Origin of the sequence: Pantoea sp. AS-PWVM4 (genome assembly GCF_000468095.1) — a bacterium.
Taxonomy (GTDB): domain Bacteria; phylum Pseudomonadota; class Gammaproteobacteria; order Enterobacterales; family Enterobacteriaceae; genus Pantoea; species Pantoea phytobeneficialis.
The window spans coordinates 51,669-64,214 of sequence record NZ_ASZC01000002.1 but is presented as its reverse complement, the minus strand read 5'-3'; the positions used below and the strand labels follow the sequence as shown (position 1 = coordinate 64,214).

Annotated in this window: 14 protein-coding genes and 2 pseudogenes; 2 read left to right on the top strand and 14 right to left on the bottom strand. The window is 43.4% G+C overall.

From position 1 onward, the window contains the following. The first annotated feature begins 160 nt into the window (after positions 1-160). Complete coding sequence (locus tag L579_RS00430) at positions 161-1,594, top strand: MFS transporter (protein ID WP_021182332.1); 1,434 nt, start codon at positions 161-163, stop codon at positions 1,592-1,594. 32 nt (positions 1,595-1,626) lie between these two features. Here the strand turns inward: L579_RS00430 and proX are convergent, their stop codons facing one another. The 10 genes and pseudogenes from proX to L579_RS00385 form a co-directional block, all read right to left on the bottom strand. Next, positions 1,627-2,625: a glycine betaine/L-proline ABC transporter substrate-binding protein ProX gene (proX, locus tag L579_RS00425; RefSeq protein ID WP_021182331.1), complete on the bottom strand. Its 999-nt coding sequence runs from the start codon at positions 2,623-2,625 to the stop codon at positions 1,627-1,629. A gap of 631 nt (positions 2,626-3,256) precedes the next feature. After that, positions 3,257-3,540, bottom strand: a pseudogene (locus L579_RS23550) (primase-helicase zinc-binding domain-containing protein); the annotation flags it as partial. A 56-nt stretch (positions 3,541-3,596) separates the two neighbouring features. Then, a complete protein-coding gene (locus L579_RS00420; RefSeq protein WP_021182330.1) occupies positions 3,597-3,884 on the bottom strand; it encodes a hypothetical protein in 288 nt (95 codons plus the stop codon). A gap of 206 nt (positions 3,885-4,090) precedes the next feature. After that, positions 4,091-4,264 carry a hypothetical protein gene (locus L579_RS23995; RefSeq protein WP_200864648.1) on the bottom strand — a complete coding sequence of 58 codons (174 nt, stop codon included), beginning with the start codon at positions 4,262-4,264 and terminating at the stop codon, positions 4,091-4,093. After that, positions 4,261-4,461, bottom strand: coding sequence for a hypothetical protein (locus L579_RS00410; protein WP_036624405.1), 201 nt, complete (start codon positions 4,459-4,461; stop codon positions 4,261-4,263). Before L579_RS00410 ends, L579_RS23995 begins: the two co-directional genes overlap by 4 nt. After that, the gene (locus tag L579_RS00405; protein ID WP_036624403.1) at positions 4,458-4,655 is read right to left on the bottom strand and encodes a hypothetical protein; all 198 of its coding nucleotides are present in this window, start codon (positions 4,653-4,655) and stop codon (positions 4,458-4,460) included. Before L579_RS00405 ends, L579_RS00410 begins: the two co-directional genes overlap by 4 nt. Then, entirely contained in the window at positions 4,652-4,843 is a 192-nt protein-coding gene (locus L579_RS00400; RefSeq protein ID WP_036624391.1) for a hypothetical protein, read from the bottom strand. The genes L579_RS00405 and L579_RS00400 overlap by 4 nt, the downstream gene beginning before the upstream one ends. After that, positions 4,836-5,054, bottom strand: coding sequence for a hypothetical protein (locus tag L579_RS00395; protein ID WP_235056547.1), 219 nt, complete (start codon positions 5,052-5,054; stop codon positions 4,836-4,838). Before L579_RS00395 ends, L579_RS00400 begins: the two co-directional genes overlap by 8 nt. Beyond that, on the bottom strand, positions 5,051-5,353 hold the full coding sequence (locus tag L579_RS00390; protein ID WP_036624386.1) for a hypothetical protein: 303 nt from the start codon (positions 5,351-5,353) through the stop codon (positions 5,051-5,053). Before L579_RS00390 ends, L579_RS00395 begins: the two co-directional genes overlap by 4 nt. Then, positions 5,350-5,535, bottom strand: coding sequence for a hypothetical protein (locus L579_RS00385; protein WP_036624384.1), 186 nt, complete (start codon positions 5,533-5,535; stop codon positions 5,350-5,352). Before L579_RS00385 ends, L579_RS00390 begins: the two co-directional genes overlap by 4 nt. A 669-nt stretch (positions 5,536-6,204) precedes the next feature. Between L579_RS00385 and L579_RS00380 the strand changes: the two genes are divergently transcribed. Continuing rightward, positions 6,205-7,176: a hypothetical protein gene (locus tag L579_RS00380; protein WP_021182327.1), complete on the top strand. Its 972-nt coding sequence runs from the start codon at positions 6,205-6,207 to the stop codon at positions 7,174-7,176. A gap of 141 nt (positions 7,177-7,317) precedes the next feature. Here L579_RS00380 and L579_RS23545 read toward each other — a convergent pair. The 4 genes and pseudogenes from L579_RS23545 to L579_RS00360 form a co-directional block, all read right to left on the bottom strand. Beyond that, positions 7,318-8,427, bottom strand: a pseudogene (locus tag L579_RS23545) (IS3 family transposase). A gap of 157 nt (positions 8,428-8,584) precedes the next feature. Beyond that, positions 8,585-10,603 carry a DUF3732 domain-containing protein gene (locus tag L579_RS00365; protein WP_021182325.1) on the bottom strand — a complete coding sequence of 673 codons (2,019 nt, stop codon included), beginning with the start codon at positions 10,601-10,603 and terminating at the stop codon, positions 8,585-8,587. Then, on the bottom strand, positions 10,600-11,052 hold the full coding sequence (locus L579_RS23075) for a three component ABC system middle component (protein ID WP_071783550.1): 453 nt from the start codon (positions 11,050-11,052) through the stop codon (positions 10,600-10,602). The genes L579_RS00365 and L579_RS23075 overlap by 4 nt, the downstream gene beginning before the upstream one ends. Continuing rightward, positions 11,049-12,176, bottom strand: coding sequence for a hypothetical protein (locus tag L579_RS00360; RefSeq protein ID WP_021182324.1), 1,128 nt, complete (start codon positions 12,174-12,176; stop codon positions 11,049-11,051). Before L579_RS00360 ends, L579_RS23075 begins: the two co-directional genes overlap by 4 nt. Positions 12,177-12,546: the final 370 nt, after the last annotated feature.

The following is a 12,546-nucleotide window of genomic DNA, read 5'->3' as shown; positions in this document are numbered from 1 at the left end:
TAGGGGAAATTGCGTGAAGGAAATTGTTGTCGAATATCAATATTTAGCCAACAAGTTTGACATGGGTATTCATCCGCGTTTTGTTTTTTTGGTATAACAACTTTACAAACCTATCACACCTCTCCCAAATGATTGGGCGTTGTTATGCTAAGGGCACCGCATGGCTTTATCTGATTCAACCGGGGAAGACGTCTCCCGCTCGGGCCGCATCTCCGGCCTGGCGCTACTGGTTGCCAGCGCATTTTTCATGGAGTTTCTTGATGGCACGGTGATCGCCACCGCGTTGCCGGACATGGCCAAAGCGTTTGGCGTCTCCGCTATCGATCTGAACATCGGCATCAGCGCCTATCTGCTGACGCTGGCGGTGCTGATCCCGGCCAATGGCTGGGTGGCGGAACGTTTTGGTGCGCGTAATGTCTTCAGCCTCGCGTTAACCATTTTCACCCTGTCATCACTGTTTTGCGGCCTGACGCATAACGTCACTGAATTTGTGTTGATGCGTATCTTGCAGGGCATTGGCGGTGCCATGATGGTGCCGGTTGGCCGTCTGGTGGTTCTACGCACCACGCCCAAAGATCAGCTGATCAAAGCCATCGCCACCCTGACGTGGCCCGCGCTGGTCGCCCCGATCATTGGGCCGCCGCTCGGCGGGTTTATCACTACCTACGCCAGTTGGCACTGGATCTTTTTCCTCAACGTGCCGCTGGGGATTATCGCCATCATCCTGGCGCTGCGCATGATGCCAAATGACTCGGCTCACCAGCATCGTCCATTCGATGTCACCGGTTTTATCGCTACCGGTGTCACCATGCTGTGCCTGGTGGCTGGCCTGGAAATGTTGAGCCAGCAAAGCGCCAGCCTGACTGCCGCAGCCGTGACGATTGCACTTGGACTGGCAACGCTGGTGTGGAGCATCCGCCATTTGCGCCGCAGCAAAGCGCCGCTGATTAGCCTGTCATCGCTTTCCGTGCCCTCTTTCCGCATCACCATGCGTGGTGGCTTCCTGCTACGCGCCACTATCAGCTCCGCTCCTTTTATGCTGCCGCTGATGTTCCAGGTCGGTTTCGGCATGAATGCCTTTCAAGCCGGTTCGTTGGTGCTGGCGGTGTTTGCCGGTAACCTGGCGATGAAACCCGCCACCACGCCACTGATTCGCTATTTTGGCTTCCGTAAGCTGCTGATTGGAAACGGTGTGGTTTGTGTGCTGACGCTGCTGCTGTGTGCGTTTTTGACGCCGACCTCACCGCATGTGATTACGCTGGTACTGCTATTTATGGGCGGATTAAGTCGTTCGATGCAGTTTACCGGGATCAGCTCACTGGCTTTTGCTGAGGTGCCCGCGCAGGAGATGAGTTCGGCGAATACGCTATTTAGTACCTCCTTACAGTTGGCGAGCGGGCTGGGGGTAACACTGGGAGCGTTGTGTATCCGGCTGGGGACGGTGTTGGGGGATGAGTTTGGTTACACGGCGGTACCAGGGATAGGGTTTAAGGTGGGATTTGGGGTGATTGCCCTGATTACGCTGATTGGGGTATGGGATATGGTGCGGCTGGAGCCGACAGCGGGGGAGCGTGTTTCTCAGCGACAACGTTAATCCCGACCTGAGAACAGGTCGGGATAGTCTGGTTATCGCACCGCTGCTTTCGCCTGTTTGATCCAACCATCGAAAGTAGCCTGGTGTGCCTTGATCCAACCATCTACGTGTCGTTGAATATCGGCTGCTGAGGATTCACCTTCATGCATACGTTGGTTCTGTGCATTGACATCAGCAAGGGGTAATTTCACGATGGCAAACAATTTCGCTGCTGCCGGGTTTTTAGCCGCCCATTCTTTGTTAGCAACAACATGCTCATTATTAGGTTTGAAACCGTAATTTTTCCCATTAGGCAATGCAGTATCTTCATTTTTCTGAGAACCTGGCGTAACAGAAAAAGGTACGGTCAACCAGACAACATCTTTTCCTGGTTTTAATTCATCACTGACCCAATATGGCGTCCAGGTGAAATACAGAACTGGTTTCCCAGACTTATAGCGCGTCATGGTATCTGCGATGATGGCGGAATAATTTCCTTGATTCTGCTGCACTGTACTACTTAAACCATAAGCTTTAATTTGTGCATCAATCACCTGTCCACAAACCCAGCCAGGATTACAACCCGCCAGATCCGCTTTTCCATCGCCATTCGCATCAAACAATTTAGCTATTTTCGGATCTTTAAGCTGTGAAATATCTGTAATGTGATACTTATCTGCCGTTTTTTTATCAATCAGGTATCCCTGTGCTGCACCTGTTATATAGCTACCTTCGCGATAAAATTTATTATCACCACCGGCAGCATTGTACATGTCCTTCTGCAACGGCTCCCAGTTTACCGCCATGTAAGTTGCATCTCCGGCAGCGATAGCGGTATACGCAACGTTATAGTCCACTTCCTCAGTGGGTTTGACATCATAACCCAACTTTTCCAATGCCCGGTTGATTAACTCAGTCTGGAAAGATTCTTCAGGCAATGTACTCTGTACCGGGTGTACGTCTACACCTTTCCCTGGTAAATCTGCGGCAAAAACCACAGATGAAAAGAATAAAGCAGCGACGGGTAATAATATTAATTTTTTTCTGGTCATAATAATGGCCTTTTTTCTGACTATGATATGGCGGGAGAATCTTTCCATACAGAAAGAGAATTGAATGATGACAAACAACCTGATGGGATAGCGCGTAGTTGATAACGGCACATGAAATAAAGAAAGATAGCGGAAAACTTTAAAATCGGACCAAGGCAACCTGAAATCATCATTGTTATTTTCTTCCAGACGCTTTCGCTTTCAGTTATTTGCGAAGCCCTGAATCCACCCTCAAATAATTCAACATCCATTTACCATAACACATAAATCACATCATGCAACCTCTAACGGGGATAATGAGAAAAACAGCGGTATATTCTGGTGTGAGTATGACTGATTATCCATGCTATCAAAAACAGAGTCAGGGGCAGGATGACGACAATGTCAAACACAATGGATTATTAACCCACTAACCTGTAAATTGAGTCCCCTGCGGTTGGTATATCGAATCGTTAAATACTGTTGTGGCGCTTTCCAAGCCGTTCTGTTGGCGGTGATCGTCCCAGTCGGCCCTGTTTCTCATCTGCACTAATGAAATATAACCATTGACGGCCTAAGCGGCCTTATCAGCGAATATCTTGCCGCCGTTAGTTTTTGGTTTGTCGTTGTCATCAAGTTCGCCTGGCTCATACCAATCATTACCCAATACTTCAGCCGCCAGACGGGCGGCCTCCGTGGTGTCACAATAGCTTACTCTTTTGATGAGTTCTGAGCCGTCACCAGTGCCGCATTAGTACAGATAAAGTTCCCTCGCCCTTTGTCATCGAAGTGAAAGCGATTTTTACCACCACAAGCAGGACATGATGAATGTTAACAGGTTGATTGCGGCACGCTAATACCTAACTGGCTGAGAACCTGCGGCAAGCGATTTGTCACCACATTGGTGGTTTCACGAATGAGGTCGATGCTTCGCATTAATTGGGCTCTCCTTGTTGCTGAAGAATCACCGCAATATACGAGAGCATACAATCTCATATTTCATGCCTTCTGCTCGTGAGATTGCCACTTTCCAGACATTCATCCAGCACTGAAAAATCCCGGAGTTCCCAATCCTTGTGATAGCGTTTTAATACGAGCAATACATAACTATTAACCAGATCGCGAATGCCCTTAAAATCATCGGTAATATCAATCCTGATATCACCATTTGTTGTTGATACAATGAACCAGTCGCCACTGTTTTGCTGAACCAGTACATGATAAATCGCTGTCGCGTGCTGATTAGCCAGAGCGTTGAGTCGGAAGTTATTAGTAATCATGGATTCTTCCCCAATGAGTCTCTTGGCACTCAGTTTCACCGGATGCGATGAAACTGAGTTTATCAGCATGCATTAATTTGATGCCGCCATGAGTGGGAGTGATGTGATTATCAACTGTGATATTTCACGGTGATTTAGTGGATTTAAACGCCATACTCATGATTTTCTCCGAAGTATGGGGAGTTCGTAATCCAGTAATTCACCTTTTATTTTTCCATGCTCTCCGAGATGCCTTCAAGTAATGACATCACTGCTCCAATCATTTCTCCTTGTCTGTCATCTTTGCCAATACAGGACTCTAACCACATAGAAAGCACGGCCTGAGCCTGCGTCACACGGCATTGTGCATCATCTATCTCCATGACATTTTCTTGTCTCATTCTGTGGCCTCATCTGTGATTAGCGATTGGACCAAAAAGACATGTTTTAAAGTGATGGATTGCCACCCCATTTCGTTCGCGCCTGCTATGGCTGTCTGGATTGCTTGCTTTTTATTACCGCTCTGGCCACGCCATACGGGATTAATATGACCGCCAGCGCCATCAACAGCAGAAAACTCAACTGAATATCTGTTCATGATGCTTTTCTCCGAATGGCCTGATCCTCAATCAACCAGGCTACTACATTCCCAGACAGACGGTGTAATAAGCCAGCGATAGAAGATATCTCGAGGTCATCCATTTTTAGCGGAGTGTACTCCAACATCGAGCAGATGATCTCTACCTGATATGCTCGTTCAGCAGCCTGTTTTAACGTGATTTCCTGGCTCATACAGAATCCCCCAGAGTACGTCGGATTACGTTCTGAATGACATCAAGCAGTTCGCTACGAAGTTCGCGCTCCTCATCTGTCGATGATAGGAATTGAACTGCTTCAACCAGTGCGCTGATTTTATTCAGAGAATCAATAGCATCATTCCCACGAATCAAAATATCTTTGCTTGATGCTGAATTAAGCATGACGAATATCCTTATTCATTAACTTCATCCCCATAAGGCTCAGCTCTTGATCGGCTTCCCCCATTGTATTCGCGACGCCTCTCAACAAGGTCATCAAGGCACCTATCATCTCCATAGTCTTATCATCTGATATGTCAGCTTCCATCCAGACAGAAAGCACTGCCTGAGCCTGTTCTACCTGACACTTTGCATCTAAAAGACACATAGTCATGATTTGCCCCCCTTACCCTGCTCACGCATGCAGAAACTGGCATTAGCCGCCGTGTCACTGAGTGCGCGAATCACTTCACTAAGCGGCATAAACATTGCTCCAAGTTTGTACATGTCCTTTTTAGCTTGTTCGGAATCGTAGTCATCGTTAGCAGCCGCCCAAAACATAAGTGACCCAATGGCGGTAATACCAAGCATCAGGTCGTTTACTGCTTCATCAGACCTGCTTTGAATCCCTCTAAGCTCCTCGGCAGGGACATTAGTGAGGTTGGCGTAGTTAAGGTCGTTGTATAGGCTCATTTATCAGACACCATGTCGATTGCTATAGCATTAGCCAGACCGTCCAGAAGGGTAGATACAGCGTCTATCATGTCCGGCACGTTGTCATCGTCAGTGGTTAAGGTTTTTAGCCAGACTGACAGAACAGTTTGCGCCTGCGTGATTCGCATTATCACAATTTCGAGGGGAATTGATTGGTTCATAAATAACCTCCGTGTTTCACTTTGAGATATGACTTTCCTGCCATCCGAGGCGCTGCTTTGGTACTGGCAGGATGCGCAAAGTGAAGAAGATGAATCCATTTGAGGCAAGTTAATGCGGATTTTATTGTTTAAATTGTGACCGAGAATAACAAAGATACATGATGGTTATCTGAAGTGATTACAGGCAAGCGTACTGCTAAAGACAGGATGAAATTAGGTCCTACAGGATTGAAAAGTAAGGCGTAGCTTGATGATTTATGGGGGGGTAAATTCTGAGTTCAATTTTGTACATGCCCCCCGAGGATGCCCCCAATTTTTTGATGATAGCTGTTATTTTTCAAAAAAACACAGCAAACCACAACACAATCCATCTGTTATTGAAGATGTCGGTGCGATTTGACAAAAGAGGATAATAATCAATATATTCAAACACGTACTGCCTAAAAATTATAGAGCATAATATTGAGGCCGAAGATTTGAGGTATTAACAATAGCGACTTAAACTTGAGCTCATACTTTGGGTGTTCAAAGCGTTACCTAATTTACAGCCGGCTGTTTGCAAGAAGCAATCCCGTCTAAACAGTGTTCTTTCTCAACATAGCCCATACATATCCAGTGATATTTTTGTGAGCTATTATCTAAAGCTCAATTTGACCTTAAGGATCGCAAATGACTGGATATCTTGACACTGTGGCTCACCCTTGGACACGTCAACACATTCAGACGGCAATAATGTATGATTTCCGAACAGTACAAAGATCGATTGATCAGACGGAAGGTGGGCAACTATGGCGTGGTATCAAAGAACTTGAAGACGCCGTTTGGGTGTTCTCCAAAAGCACTGCGGAATTGTTAGATGAAATAAGCATCTTTGGAGAAAGAAGCAAGGATATAGATTTTTGGAGCAGGACAAATGAGAAAAATGCAGAAGAATATGTGCGTGAAGTTAAGCGTAAACTATATTATTGTACTTCATCTTTGATGACCGTTGTTGACATAGCTCGCGCGTTCAATAAAAAATGGCCTCTTGATGATTTTATTGAGCAGCGTGATAAGTCATTTTCGACACCTGGGTTGCATGATTTTCTACAGAAGCTCCGAAACTTCAGCTCTCATTGGCGTATGGCACAAGCAAACTGGATAATTAAAAGCGATTCAAAAAATGGTATTAGAATAGCCAGCTTTGTGATTAGTAAGGATGAACTATTAGAATGGAGAGACTGGGGGAGTAAGGCTAGAAAATTTATTGAAGAAGCAGAAGATAACATTGATATCCGAGATATTTTCACACATTATAAAAAACAACTTCAGCAATATTACAGTTGGCATAAAGGGGCATTACTCGATAAATACTCTTCTATTCTCCGCCCTTTCTTTGAATACAGCAAAATCCATAAAGGGCTACAGCAAATGATGATGTGGAACATGATCCTCTCGAGTTTTAAATCCGAGATGAATCCTTACCAATACTTGGCACGGTACCTTTCCAGCAATCAAATTGAATTGATCTTGTCATATGAGCATCGTAGTCAGCAGCAGGTCGATGCATTAATAAGGATGCTAGATATGGAAGATTTTTGTGGTGCTCAACTTAGAGCTAAAGCCATGCATGTTTTCGGAGTAAAGACCATTACTGATTGATTTTTGAAACCCTAACGCAAGTTCGGAGTATCAATTTATGTCTTTTTTTAGTTAAAACAGGTCATTAAAGGAACGGATGTTTAGAGAGCACAAGCCCACTAAACATATGGAGGTGGCCTTGGTGTTGTAAGCACACCCGTTTTAGTTCCACGCACTTTTTGAGATTTCCGGGGCTTCAGCTATCAGCCGGTACTCTTCCGGTGTCAGGTTATTCAGGGATTCGCGGGGCGCTCGCTGTTATATTCAGCCAGCCAGCGCTCTGTAATTTCCCGTGCTTCATTCAGTGTTCTGAACAGATAAAAATTCAGTATTTCTGTTCTGTATGTCCGGTTGAACCGTTCGAAAAGGCATTCTGCGTGGGCTTGCCGGGCCTGATAAATTCCAGCATCACACCATGCTCTTCTGCCCACTGTGCCAGTGTCAGCGAGATCAGCTCCGGACCGTTATCCATCCGCATCTTCAGCGGATATCCGCGGTTTGCCACGATCCTGTCCAGCACTCTCACAACCCGCTGCGCCGGGATATTCAGGTCAATTTCGGTTGCCAGCGCTTCCCGGTTAAAATCATCCACCACGTTGAAGGTCCGGAAGCGTCTGCCGCACACCAGCGCATCGTGCATAAAATCGATGGACCAGCTCTGGTTCATCGCCTCTGGCGTCACCAGCGGAGCCGGATTACGCACCGGCAGGCGCTGTTTTCCCTTACGGCGAAAATTCAGCTTCAGCAGGCAGTAAATCCGGTGAACTCTTTTATGGTTCCAGGCGCTGCCCTGCCTGCGCAATACCTGAAAAAGGTTTTTAAATCCGTATCGCGGATAGCGTTCAGCCGCAACGGTCAGCGCCATAATCACCGGCTCATCCCGCCGCGTATCCGGATGGTAATGAAATACTGTCCTGCTCAGCGACAATGTCCTGCATGCCTGACGTAAGCTCATGGCAAACTGCGCGGTCAGATAGCTGACCAGCTCACGATTACTTGCTGGTTTTAAAGCTTTTTTTCAATAACGTCTTTCAGTGCACGACACTCGAGACTCAGGTCCGCAAACATCTGTTTCAGCCGGCGGTTTTCATCCTCAAGGTCTTTCATCTTTTTGATATCAGAGGCTTCCATACCGCCGAACTTCGCTTTCCAGTTGTAGCACGAGTCCTCAGAGATCCCGGCCTCGCGGCAGACGTCTTTAACGGTGCGTCCGGCTTCGACGGACTTCAGAACGGCGATGATCTGGTGTTCGGTGAATCGTGCTTTGCGCATGGTGATCTCCTCCAGGAACATAATCAGTATGCCGGAAGATCTCTAAATGTGAATGGTCCGGTTTACCGGGATGCTTACAGCGGGAGGCGACAACCGCTGACTACAAAGTTATTCGCTCCCTAAAGCCACCAGATCATCTTCATTCAGATAGCTGTATTCATCCTCCAATAATAACAGGTTCAATGAGTCCTCTGGTGCGCCATCGATTTCCGTTCACTAGAGACTCAAACGAAACACCATTAGATAGTGTCAAACCATCTGCATGATCTGTTACAATAATTTGCGGGCTAAAACCATTAGTACTTTCAAGTTCGTTACAATAAATCGATAACTGGCTAAAAAGGTTTTCCACAGCTTTCACATCTTCATCAACAGATCTTTCTCTAGATGTTCTTTGTTTAATTTCATGCTTAGTCTGCTCTTCAAATGTCTCTGAGTCATCGCGGTTAAAATTTGGAAAATACACCTGTGTGGGTTGGTCAAAGAATAAAATTGATGGTATTGAGCACTTACTACCAAGCTCGGCAAAATACTTATGTAAAGCTAAAAATAGTGTGACATGACTGTATAACCAATTTGCTCCACTCCCCATTGACCTCAAATAAATCTTCTCATCACCTTGTAAATGGTATAGATCGAAAGTTTCAAATGAAAAGTTAAGATTAATAGGCTGATAGCTTTTTTCAAATTCAAAGTGTTTGCCTATTTCAATCATATACTCGTTAACTTTTCTGGAAGCATCTTCAAGTCCTTTTTGCACGTCATATTCTTTGAGATCTTTGCTGATGCTTCTAATCTGTTTTTGTAATTCTAAGATTTGCCTTTCAAGCACGACGTCATCAGCCATGTTAAGAGTATCAAGAAGTATAAACAGCCGGGACTTTTGCATCACAATATTTTCATAAAGACTTTTTTGTTCAGTCAGTTGTTTATCTGTTTTCTCTATTTCAATAACTTGCTGATTTAAAGCTATCAACTCTTTACCGAGAAAATCAATATTTCGTTTTACATCAACCAACAATGATTCAAATTTTGCCTTCATCGGACGCGCTTGTGCAATATTTCCTGATACTTTCGTGATGGCCTGTTGTAACTTTTCAGCACTTTCTCCAAGACTATTTTTTTCTGTATAACAAAATGGACAGATAGTCGCCGAAATATGAACGTGCTCTGGAGCACTAAATTTTTTTATATTTTCAACAAAGCGTTCTTCTTCTTGAATATGCTTATTGATTGAAGAAACTTGTCGTTGCAACCCCCTAAGCTCAGCTGTTTTTAAAGTTCGCTCTTGCTTCAATTTTATATATCTCTTAGTAACTGCATCAGAATTATAATTTATCTCCTCAGCTATAATTATTTTATCCAACTGGTCTTTAGCATCTTGTGGATTGTTTAGCACATTCTGTAATGGTAACGGTTCTTCTTTAAACCCCATAAGCGCGTAAATAAGACTTAAAACCGGACCGATATTTTGTTTGTAATTTTCCGATGCTCGCTTGTTTGTTTCTCTTTGACGCTCTAGACGTCTGATATCAGCAGTTAACCGCTCATGTTCTTGTGATAAATGGAAGTATTTCTGATCAACTAATCCTAAAAATATTTTGATGTGTTCAATGGCTTGATCACGCTTCTCTTTTTCGTCGAATCGATAAAACAGAGCATGTTTGTTTGCAACAAGATTCTGATGTTGCAAAATAAATGATGAAAAACTGCGTATAGAGGGGGTAGCAGCTTTAGCATTAAAACGCCTATTAGCTTTAGCTGCTAAAGATATATCAACATCATCTATATCTAAGAAAAAGCCTCTTAGATGTTTTTTAAATTCGTCTAGTGGCCGGAAATAGCCATTTTTAAAATAGTCACGTTTAATATCTTCTGAATTGAATGTATTTACGCGACGAAAAAATGCTTTAGTACTCAATGCTGGGTCGCGAGCAATAACCATATCCTGATCATTGACAGACAGTGCAACATAATAAATGGCCGCACTTGCAGTAATGACCCCTTTTGGAATAGTGTTTTCGCGGCTACCGAAACAATAATCAAAAATTTCGATCAAAGCACTTTTTCCAGTCGATGATTTACCAGTTACTACATTTAATCCATTCTTTAAAGTAACAAAGTGTTTTTTTTCATTCTTATCTATAACACCTATTTCACGTATTAATGTTTTCATCTAGGTTTCACTCCTAAGAAAGCATAAATTTCTACCACTGAGTGTCCATTCAACAACCGCCCTAACTTTTCAGCTTTTTTTTGAATGGTCAGAGCTGAATTATATTCAGTGCTTGTACGAAGAATTAAATTTCCTTGATCAACAACCAACCAATCGTTAACTAAACAATATTGAATAGATTGTTCAGTTAATTTTTGAAAACCATTTATTCGCTCTTGTAGGTCATAATGCTTAGAACGATCATCAAAAACAGACCATATTGTACTTTTGATATTAGAATTTTGTAGCTTACGACTAAAAAAATGATGACTACAAAGCGGAATTATCAACGGAGCAAGTAAGATATTATTTTCACATTCACCGACTGAAGAATAAAAAGAGGCGATATATGCACCATACTCAAATGGGTTATACTTCAACTCATAAAGTGCATCTATAACACTACTCATAGCTCAATCCTCCATTTTAAATCCCTATCTTCATCATCCATAGCATCATGTATCAAGCCGTTTTTATATTCTATAGGGGGAATATCATTGCCTATATTTAGAGGTTGTTCAGCGATAGTCTTGTTATAAAGCAACTTAGAACTTTTTATCGAGTCAGCAGCTTCGAGTTCCGCAGTAGAATATGCGAGTTTAAACCTTCTAACTAACTTCTCTTGATAATTTAATGTTTTTTCCTTATAGAGAGGATACTCGTCTAATTCATCAAGTAGTGAATTTTGCAATTCAATCCAATTTCCAACTGCATCAGTAATCATCTCGTGATGTTCAATTTCACTTATTTTCTGCACGAATGGCCTGTCTTGATGAAATTCAACCTCAAGATCAGAGGCTTCATAGCCAATAAAAGTAGGAAAGGTAAACTCCTTTTTGCATAGCTGTGTGGTTAACTCCTCACACTTAGCAGAAAAATCCTGAAATCTCACACACCAAGACTGCTGAGTGGCTTGTGCATACACAAAACCAATAAGTCCGTGTAAGTAGCTGACGAGATTATTTTTTGGGATACCAACTGGCCTAGAAATTATACGTTTCTCAAGTTCTTTTGCGTTATCAGCTTCCGTAAATAAGGTAACTTTACCCAACACACACTTAAGTAACACCTCATTATTTTCCATGACTTTTTTTTGCAATCTAATAATTTCTGATGGTTTTTCAGCATTAAGTTGCTCTTCGGTCCGCTCACTATAAATATCTTTTAATACTTGTAGTCGCTGCAACGCACTTCGTGTATTCCAATCTCTTAATCGACTTGTTGCCCCAAATGATTGGGTAGTATGCAGCATTAAAATTCTATATTGAGAATGGTCAAATTCCGGTGCCAACCAGTTCTTGAGAGTTTTCCAAAGGTTTTCATGATGGTCGGTTAATGGTGCGGTATAGTCTTTAACTTCAGCTTGTGTAGATAGTTCGCCACTTGGCATCTGTAAACTGACATCCCCGTCTTTCTCGAACCAAATTGATTGCCCCTCATCAAGCGAAAAGCACTTATCTAAGCCAATTAGCATCTGGTAATGGAAGGCCAAAGCTGCTGTTAGTGCTGCGTTCTTAGTTTGACCACCACTCATACTCCCTCCCAAATAATTGCGTGGAATAGTAAATTGCTTTGATGGAGCTCATTCAGCGATTGTGCGATCTGATTGCCAAAAGAACACAAATCACCGGACGGACCGAATGATAACGATCATAATACCATTTCCCACTGCTAAACGAATGACATTCCTCTCTTTTATTATTACATCCAAGATGTTAGCAATATCAACTCTAGGATTAGGTTCATATCAGTTCAGTAGAAGTATTAGACCGCATAACCAATACAAAACATGTCAATTATTTGTGTTAGCGCCACCTTTAATCCCTCCCAAACACGACCTCGCAACATATACATCCCAATCCTACGCGCTCCATCAGCTAGTTATCCCTCTGCTCAAGCGTCCC

Excerpts from the sequence above, each read along its gene's own strand:
- L579_RS00420 (WP_021182330.1), bottom strand. The coding sequence starts at position 3,884 with ATGATTACTAATAACTTCCGACTCAACGCTCTGGCTAATCAGCACGCG.
- L579_RS00405 (WP_036624403.1), bottom strand. The coding sequence starts at position 4,655 with ATGAGCCAGGAAATCACGTTAAAACAGGCTGCTGAACGAGCATATCAG.
- proX (WP_021182331.1), bottom strand. The coding sequence starts at position 2,625 with ATGACCAGAAAAAAATTAATATTATTACCCGTCGCTGCTTTATTCTTT.
- L579_RS00360 (WP_021182324.1), bottom strand. The coding sequence starts at position 12,176 with ATGAGTGGTGGTCAAACTAAGAACGCAGCACTAACAGCAGCTTTGGCC.
- L579_RS23995 (WP_200864648.1), bottom strand. The coding sequence starts at position 4,264 with ATGAGACAAGAAAATGTCATGGAGATAGATGATGCACAATGCCGTGTG.
- L579_RS00395 (WP_235056547.1), bottom strand. The coding sequence starts at position 5,054 with ATGACTATGTGTCTTTTAGATGCAAAGTGTCAGGTAGAACAGGCTCAG.
- L579_RS00390 (WP_036624386.1), bottom strand. The coding sequence starts at position 5,353 with ATGAGCCTATACAACGACCTTAACTACGCCAACCTCACTAATGTCCCT.
- L579_RS00400 (WP_036624391.1), bottom strand. The coding sequence starts at position 4,843 with ATGCTTAATTCAGCATCAAGCAAAGATATTTTGATTCGTGGGAATGAT.
- L579_RS23075 (WP_071783550.1), bottom strand. The coding sequence starts at position 11,052 with ATGAGTAGTGTTATAGATGCACTTTATGAGTTGAAGTATAACCCATTT.
- L579_RS00365 (WP_021182325.1), bottom strand. The coding sequence starts at position 10,603 with ATGAAAACATTAATACGTGAAATAGGTGTTATAGATAAGAATGAAAAA.
- L579_RS00430 (WP_021182332.1), top strand. The coding sequence starts at position 161 with ATGGCTTTATCTGATTCAACCGGGGAAGACGTCTCCCGCTCGGGCCGC.
- L579_RS00385 (WP_036624384.1), bottom strand. The coding sequence starts at position 5,535 with ATGAACCAATCAATTCCCCTCGAAATTGTGATAATGCGAATCACGCAG.
- L579_RS00380 (WP_021182327.1), top strand. The coding sequence starts at position 6,205 with ATGACTGGATATCTTGACACTGTGGCTCACCCTTGGACACGTCAACAC.
- L579_RS00410 (WP_036624405.1), bottom strand. The coding sequence starts at position 4,461 with ATGAACAGATATTCAGTTGAGTTTTCTGCTGTTGATGGCGCTGGCGGT.